The following is an 18,368-nucleotide window of genomic DNA, read 5'->3' on the forward strand; positions in this document are numbered from 1 at the left end:
TCAGCAGTTTTTGTAACAACTTTGCTAACTGGCATTAAAAGTAATAGGATGAGCGCAGAAAATTAGGTAAAATCTGCGGCCTTATATTGAACTCACACACGCTAGATTAAGAATCAATGAAATTAAACCCAGGACAAAATGAAGCGAAAAATTATGTATCCGGCCCATGTCTGGTACTCGCTGGTGCCGGCTCGGGTAAAACAGGTGTTATTTGTCAAAAAATTTCATACTTAATTCAAGAGTGTGGCTACAAAGCACGAAATATCGCAGCGGTAACCTTTACCAATAAAGCGGCTCGAGAAATGAAGGAACGAGTAAAAAGCATGTTAGGCCGCGATCTAACACGTGGCTTAATGGTTTCAACGTTCCACTCTTTAGGTCTAGATATTGTACGCAGAGAATTGAAAACCTTAGGTTTTAAACCTGGTTTTACCTTGTTTGATGATCAAGACACATTAGCGTTATTGAAAGAGCTTACCGAAAAAGAATTAGACGGTGATAAAGAATTACTGTCGCGCTTGCAAAATCAAATATCAAATTGGAAGAACGATTTATTGTTGCCAGAAGGTGCTTTAAAACGTGCAAATGGTGCCGATGAGGTGCTATTCGCTCAATTTTATCAAGAATATCATAAGCATATGAGAGCATATAATGCTCTAGATTTTGATGATTTGATCATGATCCCGACCTTACTGCTTAAAAATTATGATGAGGTTCGCTTACGTTGGCAGCGAAAAATTCGTTATTTGCTTGTAGACGAATATCAAGATACCAATACCAGTCAGTATGAAATGGTTAAAAACCTAGTCGGTGAACGTGGTCGACTAACCGTTGTTGGTGATGATGACCAATCAATTTATTCATGGCGTGGCGCTAAACCACAAAACTTAGTATTACTAGGCCAAGACTTCCCTGAGTTAAAATTAATCAAGCTTGAACAAAACTATCGTTCAAGTGGCCGCATACTTAAGTGTGCCAATATCTTGATTGCTAATAATCCCCATGTATATGACAAAGCGCTTTTTAGTGAACTTGCCTATGGGCCGGCATTACGTGTTGTGAAAACCAAAAACGAAGATCATGAAGCTGAGCGTGTTGCTGGCGAATTATTGGGTCATCGTTTTTTGAATAAGAGCAAATTTAAAAACTACGCAATCTTGTATCGTGGTAATTTTCAATCGCGGGTGATTGAAAAAGTATTAATGCAAAACCGTATTCCCTATAAAATTAGTGGTGGTACATCATTCTTCTCTCGTAGTGAGATTAAAGACATCATGGCCTATCTAAGGCTTATTGTTAATCCAGATGATGACAATGCCTTCTTACGTATTTCTAATGTCCCTAAACGTGAGATAGGGCCTGCAACGTTAGAAAAATTAGGTACCTACGCCAATATTCGCCAAATTAGCATGTTTGCAGCAAGTTTTGAGCTGGGCGTAGAGCAGCACCTTAATGGTCGTGCACTTGAAAGAGTGCAGAACTTTGCCCGCTTAATTGTCGAAACTGAAGACAATGTTAATCGTGGTGACGCGCCGGCAGTATTGCGTTCCTTAATCCAAAAGATCAACTACGAAGATTATCTTTATGATACGTCGCCGAGTGCAAAAGCGGCAGAAATGCGGATGAAAAACGTTGTTACCTTGTTTGGCTGGATCACTGACATGCTTGAGGGTAAAGACGATGAAGAGCCGATGACATTGCCGCAAATCGTTTCTCGTTTAACGCTACGAGATATGATGGAGCGCGGTGAAGAAGAGGATGACGCTGATCAAGTGCAGTTAATGACACTTCATGCCTCAAAAGGATTAGAGTTTCCCTATGTATTCTTAATCGGCACCGAGGAAGGGATTTTACCGCACCAAACCAGTATTGATGAAGATAACGTCGAAGAAGAAAGACGATTGGCCTATGTAGGAGTAACTCGAGCACAGCGTGAGCTTATTTTTACTTATGCGCAAGAGCGTCGCCAATATGGTGAAGTCATTCGTACTGAGCCTTCACGCTTTCTTTATGAAATGCCGCAAGATGATTTAGTTTGGGAACAAAGCGGGCAGCGCAAGCAAAGTGCTGAAGAAAATCAAAATAAAGGTAAAGCCGGCGTAGCGGGACTGCGTGAAATGCTAAACGCAAAAAAAGCCAAAACTTAATGTAAAATTAGCCCCAATTTAGCGCTCAGTTAACCCATAAATAACGTCATTATCAAACAGATGCGACGACACTAGGAGAGTGTCTAGCTTGTTGCTTTACTCGGCTATCTGCGCGGCTCAATAACGTCATTAAGCTATCGTCCTCATGCTTATTTGTTGCCACGCCTAATCGATACTGCAAATCTATATTTATGCCATTACTGTCGGCAAATGTTTTCTTATCAACGATAGTTTGTAATTTATTCACCAGCTTTTGCGCCTCTTGCAGGGTATTTTCAGGTAGAGATATTACAAATTCATTGCCACCAATTCGAGCCATCAATTGATCATCTTGAATACTAGTCTGAATTAATCCGACTAATTCACATAAAAACATATCAGCAGCATCATAGCCATGGTTGTCATTGATGAAACCTAAGTTATCTATATTGATCAATATCACCGAAAACGGACGCTGTTGTTGTTTGCTATAACTTAATTGCAGATTCGCTTGTTGAAAAAAATAATTACGATTAAAACACCCTGTTAAAAAATCGGTGCTTGCCTGTTTTTCCAATATTGCTTGGGTCTTTTCAATTTGTTTATTAAACAAGGTCAAGACCACAATAACTTCTAACATGATCAATAATATAACCGATTGATAAAGAAAATGATTCACCTCTTCGTTCAAGGTGATCAACGGCGCAGTATTGAGACTATTTTCACAATAGAAAAATAGCACGATTGCGCTTATCGTCAGCAGCCATTTCTCTTTATATTGATTTAAGTCGAGTAGTAAAAATACCCCAGTAGGCACTAGAAAATAGAATAAATGAAAGCCACTGTCATTGGTCAGGTAAACATTAGTACATACCCAAAGGTGCAATAGTAATACAACAAAAAACCAGATCTTTGCCAGGGTTATGGCATTGCGTGACATTATTAATGGCCCAAGGGTATAAGCCAGAGTAAAGACTAAATTAAGGCTGCCAACTAATAAGTCTTGAAAGTAAAATAGGTAAAGCAGGCTATAAAACGCTGAAATAGCAACGGTGATTATCGAGACAATATTTGCCGCTTTAATACGACTAGTTGCATCGAATGATTGAAACTTCGTGCCGCTACTGATTATGGTATTGAGCATAATGGCCAAGATTGATTATTGGAGTTTAACTAATTTATTGACCTTTATATTATGCAAAAACAACTTAATTAGCTAGGCACAATGATCAATGTTACCGCTAGGGTTAATTGCAGAATTATTATTTGCACCACTTTCTTTGCTGGTATTTTCAATGCTTTTTGGTTTGCTAATAAAGAAACCTTGTCCGTATTCACAACCACATTGTACAACCATATCCAATTGTTGTTGCGACTCAATTCCTTCGGCAACAAGTCTAAAGCCAAAATTATCACCTATTTGCGAAAGTGATTTGGCTAGCTCTAAGTTCTTAGGGTTTGAACATAATGAGCGCACAAAACTTCGATCGAGCTTTATTAACTCAAACGGATATTTGCTTAGGTAATTTAATGACGAAATGCCCGAGCCATAATCGTCAAGCGCAAGTCTTACGCCAGATTTTTTCAATAACTCCAAATTACTAAGTGACTGTTTAGGGTGACGGTTAAAAGCATGTTCATTAAACTCAATGATAAGCTGCTCTGGGCGGTCAAAGTTATTGCTAATTAGCGTACTTAATTCTCGTACTGATTGTGTTTGCCAAACATGCTTTCCGGATAAATTGACGCTTATAAAAGCATGTTTAAGAGCACTGTCTTGCTGCCACAATTTAATCTGTTTAGCGACCGTCTTTAACACCCAATCTTCAATGTCTAATATTAATGACGTTTCTTCGGCGAGTTCTAGAAAATCGGCCGGAGATAATAATCCTCGTTGTGGGTGCTGCCACCTTAACAGCGCTTCGAAACCAATCGCTTTTTCTTCATGTAGTTCAGTGATTTTCTGAAAATGTAAGGCGAACTGTTGTTCTTTAATAGCCGTTCTAAGCTCGCGCTCTAGGTTAAGGTTAGCCAGTAATTGTTCGCGCATACTCTTGTCGAAAAACATTAGTCGACCATTACCAATGGATTTTGCTTGATACATGGCCGCATCAGCGTCCCGTAAAATTTCACTGGCACTATTATATTGTTGGTCACAAATACTTATGCCAATACTAGCACTTGAATACAACTGCTGTTGTTCAATAGTAAAGGGTAGAGCAATGGCTTCAATAATACGGGTGGCTATTTCTTCGGCATCATCATTGCTGCTGATTGAATCAAGTAAAATAACAAACTCATCGCCACCTAAACGAGCAAGTATGTCATTACCTCGAATACACTGTGCAATTCTGTCAGCAATTTGCACGAGTAGCTTGTCACCGACATGATGTCCTAAGGTATCATTGATTATTTTAAATCGATCCAGATCGATAAATAAAACCGCAAACCTATGATTAGGGTGTCGTTTTAAGTGTTTTATCGAGTGCTCTAGTCGATCGCTAAACATCGAGCGGTTTGGCAGTTTAGTTAATGGATCGTGGTGGGCTTCATAAAAAAGCTTTAGCTCACTCTTGCGTCGCTCTTCAACTTGTTTTCGCAGGTTAAAATTACTGCGTTGCAAGCGTTTAGTGCGGTCGAAGATAATGTCTTCTAAATCTTTACTGTAAACCTTCAATTGTTCGCTGGCGCGATTGCGGACAATAGCTGATGCAATATGTAAGGCAATAAAGTGGATCATTTCCAAATTGCTGCGTGCACTGTTATCTGGATTAATAAACCCTTTAACACCGACTAAACCCATTGATACGTTGCCCATGATTAATGGTGCAGCAAGCCAAACATCAACCAGTTGAGTTTGACTGTGGCGTTTAGGGAAAGGTCTGACAGAGACGTTATTGTCTTGTTCTAATATACTGACTTGGTGATGATTGATAAGGACAGGCTTTTCGATACCTGAAATAAATTCGACCATGTCACCGCTTAGTTGCTGGTCTATTTTAGAACAAATTGATTCATCAATATAAAAATGGTCGGCATTAAGGCTGTCTGGTTCGGTAAATAGTTGAATATAAAGGTTATCGGTAGGAAAATACTGTCTGATTATTTGCTGTAAATTTGGATAAAAGCAGGCCATATCGGTTACTGAGCCAGCCAGTTCCGACAGTTTCAACAAGCCTTTTTGAATGCGCTTGGTTTGCCTATATTTGTCCAGCAATTTCGTTATTTTATCTGATTTTTTCTGCATTTTCCGTAATGCCTTATGTCCCGACTTCACTTATTAATATCATTATTTACTGTTGAAAAAATAGGGTATTAACGACAATTTGATTTGCCTAACGACCGACTTTAACAGTTGGACTTTGAAGTATAGTAGAAGTTTAAGAAATTGCAGGGAAAACGAATAAAATAGGGGTTTGTAGTATGATTGTACAATTAACAATCTAAATGCGTTAAGCAAATATTAGACATTAAAAAGCCGAGAATAAACTCGGCTTTCTTAATTCTTGCGTTAGAGAATACAACAGTAATTTAGTGCTCTGCTATTGCGCCTTTAAGTTTGCCTAGGGCAGTTTTCTCTAATTGGCGAACACGTTCTGCAGAAATTTGGTATTTATCTGCTAATTCTTGTAATGTCGTTTTATCTTCATCTAACCAGCGAGTTTTTATGATGTCTTGACTACGTTCGTCAAGCATAGTGATTGCTGCTGCAAGTTGACCATTAACGTGATTATCCCAGTTATCATTTTCAACTTGAACTGACAGATCTGAGCTATGGTCTTCCAAAAACTGTGCCGGAGCAAAACTCTGAGTAGAAGAGCTGTCATCGTCGCTATCTGTAATATCAAACGATTGGTCACTACTTGCCATACGATTCTCCATTTCAAGCACGTCTTTAGACGATACCCCTAGAGTGTCAGCAACAGTATTTACTTCTTCTTGGCTAAACCAGCCTAGACGTTTTTTGTTCTTTCTTAGGTTAAAGAATAATTTACGCTGAGCTTTAGTGGTCGCTATTTTAACCATACGCCAGTTTTTTAATACAAACTCATGAATTTCAGCTTTGATCCAATGAACTGCAAATGATACTAGACGAACACCAACTTCAGGGTTGAAGCGTTTTACCGCTTTCATTAAACCAACGTTACCTTCCTGAATAAGATCGGCTTGTGGTAAACCGTAACCTGAATAACCTTTAGCAATATGAATAACAAAGCGAAGATGCGACATGATTAATTCTTGTGCCGCAGATAAATCGTTTTCTTCATGTAAACGAGTTGCTAATTCATGCTCTTTTTCAGCTGTAAGAATTGGAATACTATGAGCTGAACGCACGTATGCTTCTATGCTGCCACCTTGTGGGACAGTTAGTGCCATTGATTGCATTGTATTACTCATCTTCTACCTCTTTAAAACCTTATGTGAGCTGCGTTTCAGCTCAGAATACACATGGTAAATTACCATGGACTCTGGATACTATCACAGCTTTTTCTGGATCGCTAATTAAAATATATGGGGCATCTAATCGAAAAAATCAACCCACTAAATAATTTATCTAACTGTTTGATGATTAAAGATTTAATAAGTTCAGAGAAGTTTATATAAAAATTGTAACAGAGCGTTTATTTTAGCAAACACTCTGCGACTAATATTAGACGGAACTATTCGGCGCTTGGTTCGATATCGCGGATATGTTGCCTAACGGATATGTAACTACCTAATAAACCAAGTGTGATAGAGGTAACAAACAGCATAAACACCTCATTTATCCCTAGGCCTTGTAACGAAAATTGGCTTTGATACAGCTTCGCCAAATCGACAATCGCTATATCTAAGTAAGCAGCAAGAATACTGACCGTAATAATGGCTAATATGCCACCAAATACACCATACCAAAAACCGGTATACATGAATGGTCGTTGGATAAAACCATCGGTTGCACCAACCATTTTCATCACCGCAATCGCGTCTTTTTGATTTAATATTGCTAGTCGAATGGTGTTACCAATGATAAGAACCACCGATAGGCTTAACAATACGGCCAACACACTAACAATATCTTGAATCAATACCATGATGCTTTGTAAGCGTGTTAGCCACTCTAAATCAAGCTTTCCTTGCGCCACTTCTCGTTCTGACTCAAGCTTTTCAAGCAAGCTTTTCGCTGCCATAGGTTGGCTGAAACGCTTTGATGGTGTTACCAATATCGTCGCTGGTAGAGGATTGTCGTCCAAATAAGTTAATGCTTTACCAAAACCAGACAGTTTTTTAAACTCTTCTAGTGCTTGGTCAGCGCTGATATAGGTGACCGACTTTACTTCTGGGTATAGCTGTATTCGCTTTACTAAATTTTGCGCGCTTTTATCGTTAACGTTGAGTTTTAAAAATACACTGATTTGCGCTGCAGAGTCCCATTGGCTACTAATTTGCTCGGCATTTTTGGTAAACAAATGCAGCGTAGCTGGCAATGTAAGGCTAATACCGAGTACTAATATGGTCATTAATGACGCCATTGGTGTGCGCCATAAATCTCCTAGACTGCCAATCGCTTGCTGCAAATGACGAACGGGTAACAAGATCAGAGAATTAAAACTGAATCGAGAAGATTTACGCATCATGGTTTTTTGTTTATTGACCATTATTCGACGTCCTCATCAGTATGAGACAAACCGTCGGTGATCATCGTCCCTTGTTTTAGAGTGAGAGTACGATATTTCATCCGCGCAATTAATCCTAAATCATGGGTTGCAATTAATACCGTTACGCCAACCGCATTAAATTCCTCAAATAGACGAATGATATCTAAACTTAATTTAGGATCGAGGTTACCGGTAGGTTCATCGGCAAGGATGATTGGTGGTTTATTTACGATAGCTCGGGCAATGCCGACTCGCTGTTGTTCACCACCCGATAGCATGTGCGGGTAGCATTTGATTTTGCTACTTAAGCCGACTTTTTCTAATGCTGCTTCTACACGTTTTCGTATTTCGCGATGACCGACATTTTCAATCACTAAAGGCAAGGCAACATTATCAAAAACGGTGCGGTCCTTTAGTAGGTTATGATTTTGGAAAATCATCCCTATATTACGACGCATATAAGGTACATCACGATATTGAATTCGAGAAATATCGCTACCGTTAATATATATCTGACCCGAACTTGGCTTTTCCATTACGCTAATTAATTTCAACAGCGTTGATTTACCCGCGCCGGAATGACCCGTTAAAAAAGACATCTCGCCAGGTTGCAACTCAAAGCTAATATTTTTTAGCGCGTTGAATCCACCTGGATAAGTTTTGTTTACAGCATTAAAACGTATCATATTGTCACTTTATTTTTATAATTTTGAAGTCACTCGATGAACAATGGGTAAAAACTACCTAGCTTTACTGTCTCTCAAATAGAGCCTCAATAAAGTCTTTTCCATCGAATTGACGTAAGTCGTCGATACCTTCACCAACACCTAAATAACGAATTGGTAAATTAAATTTGTCAGCTAAAGCAAAGACCACACCACCTTTAGCGGTGCCATCTAGTTTAGTTACATTGATGCCGGTTAACCCAACTGCTTCATGAAACAGTTGAGTTTGGCTAATGGCATTTTGACCAGTACCCGCATCAATAGTTAGCATAACCTCATGTGGCGCATTTTCATCTATTTTTTTCATTACACGGACAACTTTTTTAAGTTCTTCCATTAAATGCGCTTTATTTTGTAGGCGGCCAGCGGTATCGGCTATAAGTACATCGACACCTTTACTTTTTGCTGAATTGATTGCGTCAAAAATTACTGAGGCACTGTCGGCACCAGTATGCTGGGCGACTACAGCAATATCGTTGCGCTCGCCCCAAACTTGTAATTGTTCTACTGCGGCAGCACGGAAAGTATCACCGGCAGCAAGCATCACTGACTTACCTTGTGCCTGAAACTGTTTTGCCATTTTACCAATGGTCGTAGTTTTACCTACGCCGTTTACACCTACCATTAAGATAACATGAGGCGTATTTTGTTCCATTTGCTGAGCATCAGCGTCTGCATTGTTTAGTATTTTACTTAATTCTTCTTTAAGTAAATCATAAAGCGTTTCAGCATTTTTAAGTTGTTTACGCGTTGCCGACTCAGTTAACGAGTCAATAATTTTCATCGTTGTATCGACACCGACATCAGCTAATAAAAGTTGTGTTTCAAGTTCTTCAAATAACTCATCATCAATCTTTTTACCGCTGAACAAATCGAAAATACCACCACCAAGGTTTTGGCGTGTTTTACTTAGGCCTTGTTTTAAGCGTGCAAAAAAACCTTCTTTTTTCGGCTTTTCAGCGTCAGTCGATTCAACTTCAGCAACTTTTTCCACTTCTGCGTCTGAGTCTTCAGAATCAGTTTCAGCTATGTTTGCTTGTTGCTCACTAGTCCCTTCTGTAATAACGTCTGCTGTAGTATCCGCAATAGTATCCGTAACAATGTCTTCGACTACATTTTCTGCAGGCTGCTGAATTTCATCTGCATGAGTTTCTTCAACAGCTTGTGTCGCTGTCGCTTCATCAGAAATACTGATTTCTTCATTTTTTTGTGCGTCAGCATTATCATCGGCAATCAGCTGCTCATTGTCAGTAACTTCTTGCTCCGCAGCAACTTCTTCGCTGTGCTGTTCTTCCTTTTTGAACCAGGAAAAAAGACCTTTTTTCTTTGCCATAATCGGTTTTTATTCACTCATATGTAATGGTTGGTGCTTATTGAACACCTGGATTGATATCTAATTGTGATGTTTAGGTCTGAAAAATATGCTTGTCCAGAGCCCAATTAATTAGTCACAAAGCTATCATCTAACGAAAATTTGCGCTTATAATATCATCATCAACGCAGTGGCAAAACCACACAGATCAATTATTACTCATTTGATTGAAAATTAACTTGTTGGCAAGGCATTTAAATGGCTAAAAATCGTAATAATAAAGCACAAAACCAGCAAACTGGGCAAGTTAGAATCATTGCTGGTATTCATCGAGGTCGCAAGTTACCGGTGATGTTGGCGGAAGGATTAAGGCCGACAACGGATCGAGTAAAAGAAACGGTTTTTAATTGGTTGATGTCACATGTGCAGCAAGCAAACTGTTTAGATTGCTATGCCGGCTCAGGAAGTTTGGGGTTTGAAGCGTTATCTCGTGGTGCCAAGCAGGTGACATTTTTCGAGTTAAACAAACACGCGGCGAAACAACTTAAGGAAAACCTAGCATTATTAAAAGCAAACAATGGCCTAGTAAAGCCTGGCGCATGTAATGACTTACTTGCCGTCGAACAAGAAGGTTTCGATTTGGTCTTTATTGATCCACCATTTCGTAAGGGCTTTATTCAATCAACCGCGGCATCATTAGAGCAAAACCAGTTGTTAACTGACAATGCGTTAATTTACGTTGAGGCGGAATCAGAATTAGCAGCGATTGAAATTCCAGACAATTGGAAATTATTAAAAGAAAAGGTTGCTGGTCAAGTCGCGTATCGTTTGTACCAACGCAGCTAAACCGCTCTCTTTAAGTTTTAACTGCCGGCGATTCTAAAGCCAATTTTTAACGTCACTTGGTAATGGCCAACTTTGCCGTCGACTATATGTCCACGGGTTTCAACCACTTCAAACCAATTCATATTGCTAACCGACTTAGAGCATTCATTGATAGCGTTTTCAATGGCGTCTTCGATACTAGTCGTAGAAGAGCCGACGACTTCGAGTTTTTTATAGGTGTGATGATCAGACATGTCTATTCCTAAATTCAGAGAGTTATTTCACTTGGTATAAAACCAATTTTCACTAAAACTGATTTAAGAATAGACCATATTTGGGTTAGCAGATTAGACTTCAATGCCTAAATTCGACAAGCCTTCACTTAAGGCTAATTGTTTTAATAGTTGGCAGGTCTGTTTATTCGCTTTACCTTTTGCCGCGGCATCGAATAACTCTTGTTGACTGGCAACTTCCCAAGCCATTAAAGGGTGTTCGTCAATATCACTTTCTTGAATAATTATTTCTTGCTCCGATTCGTGTTCAGAGGCTAGTAAAATTTCTAAATAGTAGCGTACGCTTGACGTGGATAAGGTACTAACATTGGCCATTGTTTCATCGTCTTTGTCTTGAATAGCTTGCAATAAAGAGCCTAAGGCCATGCACGTATCAAGGGCGGGGTAGACGCCAAAAAAGTCAAAATCTTCGACATCAGGGATCACTTCTTCAAGTTTTTCTAGCTGCACAGCAAAGTTTATCTTAATTTGACCTTGCTCTAATCGTTGCCAGATTAAATTTAACTGATTGCGTAAAACATTGAAGTCACCAAAATCGGCAGCTTCAGAAAACATTCGATAATTAGGTAGCATGCGTTCGAGTAGCGCTGCTGAAAATGCTGTTTGTTGCCAAGCAGAAAGGTTTTCAAATGGAAGTGTTAAAGACACAAATACGTTCCTAACAATAGAGTAATGTGGGCTAATTATAACGTAATAAAGTCAATTTGGGCAGCTATCCAACGTATGTCTTATAATATTAAAATAATAACCTTTGTTAGTTATAACTGTAATTAATTCAATCATCTTGGAGAGACCATGGCAGGCCCATTAACCGGTGTAAAAGTGTTAGATCTTAGCCGTATTCTTGCTGGACCGTGGGCAACGCAAGTGTTAGCCGATTACGGCGCACAAGTGTATAAAATTGAAAAGCCTGAAACTGGCGATGATACACGCCATTGGGGGCCGCCTTACTTAAAAGATAAAGCCGGCAATAACACTAAAGAGTCGGCTTATTATTTGTCGACCAATCGTGGCAAAAAATCCATATCTCTTGATATTACAAAGAGTAAAGATCGCGATATCATCATTAAAATGGTGAAAAAAGCAGACATTATCGTTGAAAACTATAAAGTTGGAGGGCTTAAGGAGTATGGCTTAGATTATCAATCTTTGCTTGCTGTTAATCCTGAAATTATCTATTGCTCAATAACGGGTTTTGGTCAAGATGGTCCTTATGCAAAACGCGCAGGATATGACGCTATGATACAGGCAATGGGTGGATTAATGAGTATCACCGGCGAACCTGATAAGTTGCCAGGTGGCGGGCCGCAAAAAGTTGGTGTGGCAGTGGCTGATTTGATGACCGGAATGTATGCGGTCTCTGCCATTCTTGCTGCATTGCATCATAAAAACCAAACTGGCGAAGGTCAGCATATCGATTTAGCCTTGCTTGACACCCAAGTGGCATGGCTCGCCAACCAAGGCAGCAATTATTTAATCTCTAACGAAGTACCACAGCGCTTAGGCACAGCGCATCCGAATATCGTTCCATACCAATCGGTAAAAGTTAAGGGTGGCCTTATGTTTTTGGCGGTAGGTAATGATCGTCAGTTTGCCAAATGTTGCGAAATACTGGGCTGTCCAGAGCTCGCTATTAACCCAGATTACCAAAGCAATGAACAACGAGTGGCTAATCGTGATGTCTTGATTAATCTTTTAGAACAACGTTTTTTAACGCAAGAATTAGATTATTGGTTAGAGCATTTATCCGCCGTTCAAGTTCCGTGTGGGCCAATTAATAGTATTGATAAGGTATTTGATAATCCACAAGTAAAGCATCGAAACATGCTGTTTGAACTAGATCACCCGCTAGCTGGAAAAGTGCCACAAGTGGCCAATCCGGTTAAATTTTCAAAAACACCAATTGAATACACCTGCTCGGCACCAATGTTAGGCGCAGACAATGACTTAATTAAAGACTAACGGCCTTTTTTAAAGTGGCGAGACTCTGCTTGGACCGTATTTATCATTTTGCCCAGAGCTTTATCTTTCGCTCGTTTCTGCGCTAAGGTAGAACTGTTAAATTCTTGTTCGCGCATAAGCTTTTGGTAGCTTTTAAAACGGCGTGGCTCCAAAGTACCATTGTCTAAAGCCGCTAATATAGCGCATCCGGGTTCGTTGTTATGGCTGCAATTAGAAAACTTACATTGAGTAATTAACTCCGTAATTTCAGCAAACGTGTCACTAACGCCTTGCTCACAAAAACTTAATTGTAGTTCTCTCATCCCGGGGGTGTCTATAAGTAACCCTCCTTGTTCAAACCATCTTAACGCTCGATAAGTAGTGGTATGTCGACCTTTACTATCGTCTTCTCGAATTGAGCCAGTATCTTGCACTTCATTTCCTAGGAAGCTATTTAACAATGTCGATTTACCAACACCAGAAGAACCTAAGAAAGCTAATGTTTTGCCTGTTTGGCAATAAGTCATTAGCTTAGCTACCTCGTCTTTTGCCAGTGCATTAATTGCGTAAACCAGCAATAGAGGGTCTAGCTTTTGTACTTGCTGCACTTTGTCATCTACATCATTACAAAGATCGGCTTTAGTTAGCACAATAACTGCTTCTACTTGAGCTTCATTGGCGAGTGCTAAATAGCGTTCAATTCGGCCCAGATTAAAGTCATTATTTAGTGAGCTGACAATCATCACCGTATCAATGTTTGCACTGATAAGTTGTACGTCTACTTTTGATCCAGGTGCTTTGCGTCGAAAAAGAGATTGGCGCTCTAGGCAGCGATATAATTTTAAAGAATCATCAAATAGTACCCAGTCACCGACACAAACTTTATCGTCATTTGGTGTTTGAAAAAGGCTTTTTTGGCCCGCGTCGTTCATTACTACAGCACCACTTTTATGCTGCTCTATCACTCTGCCGATATTGAAATCGGTTAGCTCTTCTAAGCTAAGTTGCTGCTGAAAAAAAGGTCGCCAACCTAAATCATGCATGGTAGGTGTCATCGTGTTTATACCGTCGCGAAATAATTTAATTTTAAGAGTCCACTATTAAAGGCTCAGTTCTTTATTTATCGTTGTTAAACAAGTTACCGGCAGCTGGTCTTCCGCCTCTAACCAACAAGAGTTACTGTAACTTTCAAAATGAAGCACTAAATAATCCTCGTTTAACCGTAAACGATAATATTGTCGATCGGCACCAATGACTGTTTCAAGCAGCTGATGATCGGCTATCTTCGACAAAATAGTTTGCGCTAGCTTTTCAATATCATCTTGATCCCAATAAGGGGTAAAAGTAATCAAGAGCATGGATTCGTTTAGTTCTATATGTTCGATAGTGTGCATAAGTTTTTATTTAAGTTTCTAATATCGTTTTAATAAACTAGGTTCCACAAAACGTGCGGTAGCCGGAATCATTATCAATAGGCAAATCTTGATAAAGATGGGTATCAGTGAGCTGTTCATAAGGTGACTTTAACACCTGAATAAACTTAATCGCGGCATCTATATTGCCGTTTTCACATTCCGCTAGTACTTGTTCGACATGATGATTTCTTGGTATTACCAAAGGGTTAGTTTGTTGCATTACCCGTTGCGCGCTTTGAGCATCAATCGCTAGCATGTTTAGTTGCTCACGCCATTGTTGATAGCATTTTCCGAGTTGACCATGAAGTTTATCTGCAACATCTTTATCGGTTAATGATTGCGCCAACTGCACAAAGGTTACTGTGTAATCTAAGCTTCTTTCCTGCATCGCTTGTAAAATATCTTTAGCGACTTGATGTTCAAATTTATGGTTGTCTCTAACGCCTAACTTGCTCGCTAACATCTGTTGGTATTTTTGATTAAATTGATCGACAAAACCATAGATTATCTCTTGTACTAATGAAATGGCTTGCTCTTGATCATTATCGATAAATGGAATCAGGGTTTCGGCAAAGCGAGCCATATTCCAGTTGGCAATTTGCGCTTGATTACCAAATGCATACCTCCCTTGGCTATCGATTGAACTATATACTGTGCCGGGATGATAAGTGCCCATCATTGCACAAGGGCCAAAATCGATTGTTTCCCCATTGATCAGTGTATTATCGGTATTCATTACACCATGAATAAAGCCAACTCTTAACCATTCAATAATCAAATCAATTTGTTTATCGATAACCTTGTTTAGAAATTTAACCACTCGCTCTGGATCATCACCTGCAATGTCATCAAAGTGACGTGAAATTGTATAGTTGATTAATTTTTCCAAAGATTCTCGATCACCTTGAGCGGAAAAATATTGAAAGGTGCCGACCCTAATGTGACTGCTTGCAACTCGAGTAACGACAGCTCCCGGACTTGTTTGTTGTCGATAAACCGGCTCTCCGGTGGCAACAACCGCTAAACAACGGGTTGTAGGTACGTTTAAGTGAAACATCGCTTCACTCATAATAAATTCTCGAATTGCCGGACCTAATGGACAACGCCCGTCACCTTGACGGGAGTAGGGAGTTTGACCGGAGCCTTTCAGCTGGACATCAAAGCGACTACCTGATTGATCTATTAATTCCCCTAGTAAATGAGCTCTACCATCGCCAAGTTGCGGGTTAAACCCGCCAAATTGATGGCCCGCATAGGTAAGCGCAATTGCATTCGCTTGCTCAGGCAATAAGTTACCAGAAAAGTATTGCGCCAATAACTTAGAGTCACTAATTAACGCTGGGCTCAAAGCTAATTGCTGAGCTAACTCATCATTAAATAGAAGCAATTGCGGAGCAGTGACCGGCGTCGGCAATACTCGTTGAAAAAATTCTTTACCTAATTGGCTATAGCTATGGGAAAAATTCAAAATTTCTTCCGAAAGTGATTGGTTGGTTACTATTTTAAGAAATATACCTGCTTTTGTACAAAGAATATAAGGCTAATTCTCTATTTTCATCGTCAAATCAGTAGATTAATTGATCAAATTAGAAAAAAATCGCAGACAGGTTAATTTTTTTTCCATATAATCAAATAAGCAATAAAATTAATTAACAAACAATAAGAGTAGTCACTATGAAAAAATTAACTCTAGTATTAGCTACAGCGGTAGCAATGGCAGCGCCTGCAATGGCAGCTGACGTAGAAGCTGGTAAAGCAAAGTCTGCAGTATGTGCTGCTTGTCACGGTGCTAACGGCGTTTCTGCAATTCCAATGTACCCGAATCTAGCCGGCCAAAAAGAAGCGTACCTTGTTAAGCAACTTAAAGATTTTAAAAATGGTACTCGTAAAGACCCTGTGATGGCTGGTATGGCTATACCACTTACAGATGCTGATATTGCCAACTTATCTGCTTACTACGCAAGTCTTAAGTAAGTTTAAAAATTTATTAAAAAAGCGCATTTCAAATGCGCTTTTTTGCTTTTTAGGGAAAGTTTTTTGTCGGCTGAAATAGACTTTCTTTGATATTCTCCAGTATTTTTAGCTATAAAACCACGAGCAAAATTTAGAACTTAATAACATTAATGAAGACTCAAATTATACTTTATATTGCCTGTTTCGTTACTGCTAGCGCTGCGGCTGAAGAAAAAGCTGTTGCACAGTCAGAATCACACACCCAAATAAAGATGAAAACTGAGACGAAGGTTGAAGCCAATATTGATGATACTTCATCGCAATTAACTGCAGCGCAATTAACTAAAGAAGAAGCCAGTCGTTTGGCTGCGATTCATGTTGAAGAGCAGGCGCAAATTCAAGCTTTGCAAGAGGCTAAGCTGAAAGCTAAACAAAAACACTTAGCCACTTTGATTGATTTTTGTGCGCCATGTCATGGCAAAAATGGCCAGTCTCCAGTGCCTTTTTACCCAAATCTTGCCGGCCAGCATCAACAATATTTATATAAACAATTAGCCGCTTTTAAATATCGTCGTCGTAAAGACGCCATTATGCGAAGTATGGTAACTCGCTTAAGTGAAGACGATATGCTTGAATTATCGAAATATTATGCCAATCTTGATAGCGGAATACACTTGCCCATAGAGGAGCAAACTAATGTTGAAACTCAATAGAGTATTAATTGTATTATTAACTTTTACTATGATTTCATGTTCGGAACACACCATGGACGAAATTACTGAGACAACAGATTTAAATCCTTTAGCAGAACAATATGTAAAGCTCGCACTGATGGTGGGCAAACATCAAGACTACTATATTGACGCTTATTATGGGCCGCAAGAGTGGCAAGCTTCAGCAGAAAAGCTGCCTTTAGCAAAGCTAGCATTGATGGCTGATCAGCTTATTGTCGCCATCGAAGAAACTGAACCGGAATCAACACAACAATTACGAGCCGATATGCTGCTAGTACAAACACGTTCGGTGAAAGCATTTATCGATCAGCTAAATGGTATTGATTTAAGCTTTGATGAAGAATCCATGGCCCTATATGACGCTAAATCTCCCGATTTTAATGAACAAGATTTTGATAGAGCATTAGCGGATTTAGATAAGTTATTACCAGGCGATGGTGACTTGAACATTAGAATGGAACAATTTAAATCGGAATTTGTGATTCCAGTTGAAAAACTAGACTCAGTATTCACCGCGGCCATTACCGAATCAAGAACTCGCACTAAAGCCTTTATTGAGTTACCGGAAAACGAAAACTTTACTGTTGAATATGTAAATAACCAACCATGGAGTGCGTACAATTGGTATAAGGGTAAAAGCTTTAGTCTGATTCAAGTGAATACTGATCAACCTATTTATATCGATAGAGCGATAGATTTAGCAAGTCATGAAGGCTATCCTGGCCACCACGTTTTTAACTCCTTGATGGAAAAGCATCTGGTTAATCAAAATGGTTGGATAGAATATTCAGTGTACCCCCTATACTCACCTTTATCTTTGTTAGCGGAAGGGAGTGCTAATTACGGTATCCATGTTGCCTATAGCCATGAGCAGCGATTAGCGTTTGAGAAAGATGTACTGTTTCCATTAGCAGGCATTGATGCCAGTAAAGTTGAGCTTTATTATCAGATACAAGAAGTATTGGGTAGACTCTCTTATGCGGGAAATGTTGCGGCAAAACGTTATTTAGATGGCGAAATCAATCGAGCTGAAGCAGTTGCCTTTTTAATGAAATATTCTCTCAGTACTGAGAGTCGTTCAAATCAACGAGTAAGCTTTTTTGAACGCTATCGTGCCTATGTAATTAACTACAATTTAGGTCAGGATATTGTTAATAATTACGTCGAATCTCGAGCGGGAGATAACATTGAAAAACGTTGGCAGATTTTTGCAGATCTTTTAGCAAACCCTAAAAGTGCATCTATGATGTTGGTACGTTAACGTATTAATCCGGCATGTTCCAAACATCAGTATTTCAGTCAAACCTATCTAATAATGGAATTAGTCTTTGTGCTTGTTTTAGCTTGGCCTAAATTTATGCAAAGACTAAATTCTAGTGATTTCTAAGTTTTCACTCTTTATTTG

At 39.3% G+C, this 18,368-nt stretch carries 17 protein-coding genes; 6 read left to right on the plus strand and 11 right to left on the minus strand.

Features of this window, described 5'->3' with window-relative positions:
* The first annotated feature begins 116 nt into the window (after window positions 1-116).
* Window positions 117-2,147 carry a DNA helicase Rep gene (rep, locus tag LT090_RS00305; RefSeq protein WP_068546263.1) on the plus strand — a complete coding sequence of 677 codons (2,031 nt, stop codon included), beginning with the start codon at window positions 117-119 and terminating at the stop codon, window positions 2,145-2,147.
* 52 nt (window positions 2,148-2,199) lie between these two features.
* Here rep and LT090_RS00310 read toward each other — a convergent pair whose 3' ends face one another.
* The 6 genes from LT090_RS00310 to ftsY all read right to left on the minus strand — a co-directional run bounded on the left by LT090_RS00310 (window position 2,200) and on the right by ftsY (window position 9,823).
* Window positions 2,200-3,270 (minus strand): GGDEF domain-containing protein, encoded by a 1,071-nt coding sequence (locus LT090_RS00310; RefSeq protein WP_070795852.1) that lies wholly within the window; start codon window positions 3,268-3,270, stop codon window positions 2,200-2,202.
* Between the two features lie 72 nt (window positions 3,271-3,342).
* Window positions 3,343-5,373, minus strand: a complete 2,031-nt coding sequence (locus LT090_RS00315) for a putative bifunctional diguanylate cyclase/phosphodiesterase (protein ID WP_068546261.1) — start codon at window positions 5,371-5,373, stop codon at window positions 3,343-3,345.
* Window positions 5,374-5,657: 284 nt separating this feature from the next.
* Complete coding sequence (gene rpoH / locus LT090_RS00320) at window positions 5,658-6,524, minus strand: RNA polymerase sigma factor RpoH (RefSeq protein ID WP_068546260.1); 867 nt, start codon at window positions 6,522-6,524, stop codon at window positions 5,658-5,660.
* A gap of 263 nt (window positions 6,525-6,787) precedes the next feature.
* Window positions 6,788-7,744 carry a permease-like cell division protein FtsX gene (ftsX, locus tag LT090_RS00325; protein WP_418361251.1) on the minus strand — a complete coding sequence of 319 codons (957 nt, stop codon included), beginning with the start codon at window positions 7,742-7,744 and terminating at the stop codon, window positions 6,788-6,790.
* Window positions 7,745-7,764: 20 nt separating this feature from the next.
* Complete coding sequence (gene ftsE / locus LT090_RS00330; protein ID WP_068546258.1) at window positions 7,765-8,451, minus strand: cell division ATP-binding protein FtsE; 687 nt, start codon at window positions 8,449-8,451, stop codon at window positions 7,765-7,767.
* A 64-nt stretch (window positions 8,452-8,515) separates the two neighbouring features.
* Window positions 8,516-9,823, minus strand: a complete 1,308-nt coding sequence (ftsY, locus tag LT090_RS00335; RefSeq protein WP_068546257.1) for a signal recognition particle-docking protein FtsY — start codon at window positions 9,821-9,823, stop codon at window positions 8,516-8,518.
* Window positions 9,824-10,060: 237 nt separating this feature from the next.
* Here ftsY and rsmD point away from each other — a divergent pair, with 237 nt between their 5' ends.
* The gene (rsmD, locus tag LT090_RS00340) at window positions 10,061-10,648 is read left to right on the plus strand and encodes a 16S rRNA (guanine(966)-N(2))-methyltransferase RsmD (RefSeq protein WP_068546256.1); all 588 of its coding nucleotides are present in this window, start codon (window positions 10,061-10,063) and stop codon (window positions 10,646-10,648) included.
* 17 nt (window positions 10,649-10,665) lie between these two features.
* Here rsmD and LT090_RS00345 read toward each other — a convergent pair whose 3' ends face one another.
* Window positions 10,666-10,881 carry a dodecin gene (locus tag LT090_RS00345; protein WP_068546255.1) on the minus strand — a complete coding sequence of 72 codons (216 nt, stop codon included), beginning with the start codon at window positions 10,879-10,881 and terminating at the stop codon, window positions 10,666-10,668.
* A 93-nt stretch (window positions 10,882-10,974) separates the two neighbouring features.
* Window positions 10,975-11,568, minus strand: coding sequence for a YjaG family protein (locus LT090_RS00350; RefSeq protein ID WP_068546254.1), 594 nt, complete (start codon window positions 11,566-11,568; stop codon window positions 10,975-10,977).
* Between the two features lie 147 nt (window positions 11,569-11,715).
* Here LT090_RS00350 and LT090_RS00355 point away from each other — a divergent pair, with 147 nt between their 5' ends.
* The gene (locus tag LT090_RS00355) at window positions 11,716-12,882 is read left to right on the plus strand and encodes a CaiB/BaiF CoA transferase family protein (RefSeq protein WP_068546253.1); all 1,167 of its coding nucleotides are present in this window, start codon (window positions 11,716-11,718) and stop codon (window positions 12,880-12,882) included.
* On the opposite strand, the gene rsgA is transcribed toward LT090_RS00355, so the two are convergent.
* Genes rsgA through LT090_RS00370 form a run of 3 tightly spaced genes read right to left on the minus strand, consistent with a single transcriptional unit; the run spans window position 12,879 to window position 15,744 of the window.
* Entirely contained in the window at window positions 12,879-13,916 is a 1,038-nt protein-coding gene (gene rsgA / locus LT090_RS00360; protein WP_068546252.1) for a ribosome small subunit-dependent GTPase A, read from the minus strand. The genes LT090_RS00355 and rsgA overlap by 4 nt on opposite strands.
* A gap of 45 nt (window positions 13,917-13,961) precedes the next feature.
* Window positions 13,962-14,255 carry a DUF3630 family protein gene (locus tag LT090_RS00365; protein ID WP_070795854.1) on the minus strand — a complete coding sequence of 98 codons (294 nt, stop codon included), beginning with the start codon at window positions 14,253-14,255 and terminating at the stop codon, window positions 13,962-13,964.
* A 37-nt stretch (window positions 14,256-14,292) separates the two neighbouring features.
* Window positions 14,293-15,744, minus strand: coding sequence for a protein adenylyltransferase SelO (locus LT090_RS00370; RefSeq protein WP_068546250.1), 1,452 nt, complete (start codon window positions 15,742-15,744; stop codon window positions 14,293-14,295).
* A gap of 206 nt (window positions 15,745-15,950) precedes the next feature.
* Between LT090_RS00370 and LT090_RS00375 the strand changes: the two genes are divergently transcribed.
* The 3 genes from LT090_RS00375 (at window position 15,951) to LT090_RS00385 (ending at window position 18,224) form a co-directional block, all read left to right on the plus strand.
* On the plus strand, window positions 15,951-16,250 hold the full coding sequence (locus LT090_RS00375; protein ID WP_089153015.1) for a c-type cytochrome: 300 nt from the start codon (window positions 15,951-15,953) through the stop codon (window positions 16,248-16,250).
* A gap of 149 nt (window positions 16,251-16,399) precedes the next feature.
* Window positions 16,400-16,942 (plus strand): c-type cytochrome, encoded by a 543-nt coding sequence (locus LT090_RS00380; protein ID WP_068546248.1) that lies wholly within the window; start codon window positions 16,400-16,402, stop codon window positions 16,940-16,942.
* On the plus strand, window positions 16,926-18,224 hold the full coding sequence (locus LT090_RS00385; RefSeq protein WP_226996506.1) for a hypothetical protein: 1,299 nt from the start codon (window positions 16,926-16,928) through the stop codon (window positions 18,222-18,224). Before LT090_RS00380 ends, LT090_RS00385 begins: the two co-directional genes overlap by 17 nt.
* The last annotated feature ends 144 nt before the right edge of the window (window positions 18,225-18,368 follow it).

The organism is Thalassotalea crassostreae, assembly GCF_001831495.1.
In the GTDB taxonomy this organism is placed as follows: Bacteria; Pseudomonadota; Gammaproteobacteria; order Enterobacterales; family Alteromonadaceae; genus Thalassotalea_A; species Thalassotalea_A crassostreae.

Coding starts and splice junctions, on each gene's coding strand:
- LT090_RS00310 (WP_070795852.1), bottom strand. CDS start 3,270: ATGCTCAATACCATAATCAGTAGCGGCACGAAGTTTCAATCATTCGAT.
- ftsY (WP_068546257.1), bottom strand. CDS start 9,823: ATGGCAAAGAAAAAAGGTCTTTTTTCCTGGTTCAAAAAGGAAGAACAG.
- rpoH (WP_068546260.1), bottom strand. CDS start 6,524: ATGAGTAATACAATGCAATCAATGGCACTAACTGTCCCACAAGGTGGC.
- rep (WP_068546263.1), top strand. CDS start 117: ATGAAATTAAACCCAGGACAAAATGAAGCGAAAAATTATGTATCCGGC.
- LT090_RS00315 (WP_068546261.1), bottom strand. CDS start 5,373: ATGCAGAAAAAATCAGATAAAATAACGAAATTGCTGGACAAATATAGG.
- rsgA (WP_068546252.1), bottom strand. CDS start 13,916: ATGACACCTACCATGCATGATTTAGGTTGGCGACCTTTTTTTCAGCAG.
- LT090_RS00345 (WP_068546255.1), bottom strand. CDS start 10,881: ATGTCTGATCATCACACCTATAAAAAACTCGAAGTCGTCGGCTCTTCT.
- ftsX (WP_418361251.1), bottom strand. CDS start 7,744: ATGATGCGTAAATCTTCTCGATTCAGTTTTAATTCTCTGATCTTGTTA.
- LT090_RS00365 (WP_070795854.1), bottom strand. CDS start 14,255: ATGCACACTATCGAACATATAGAACTAAACGAATCCATGCTCTTGATT.
- LT090_RS00380 (WP_068546248.1), top strand. CDS start 16,400: ATGAAGACTCAAATTATACTTTATATTGCCTGTTTCGTTACTGCTAGC.
- rsmD (WP_068546256.1), top strand. CDS start 10,061: ATGGCTAAAAATCGTAATAATAAAGCACAAAACCAGCAAACTGGGCAA.
- LT090_RS00375 (WP_089153015.1), top strand. CDS start 15,951: ATGAAAAAATTAACTCTAGTATTAGCTACAGCGGTAGCAATGGCAGCG.
- ftsE (WP_068546258.1), bottom strand. CDS start 8,451: ATGATACGTTTTAATGCTGTAAACAAAACTTATCCAGGTGGATTCAAC.
- LT090_RS00385 (WP_226996506.1), top strand. CDS start 16,926: ATGTTGAAACTCAATAGAGTATTAATTGTATTATTAACTTTTACTATG.
- LT090_RS00355 (WP_068546253.1), top strand. CDS start 11,716: ATGGCAGGCCCATTAACCGGTGTAAAAGTGTTAGATCTTAGCCGTATT.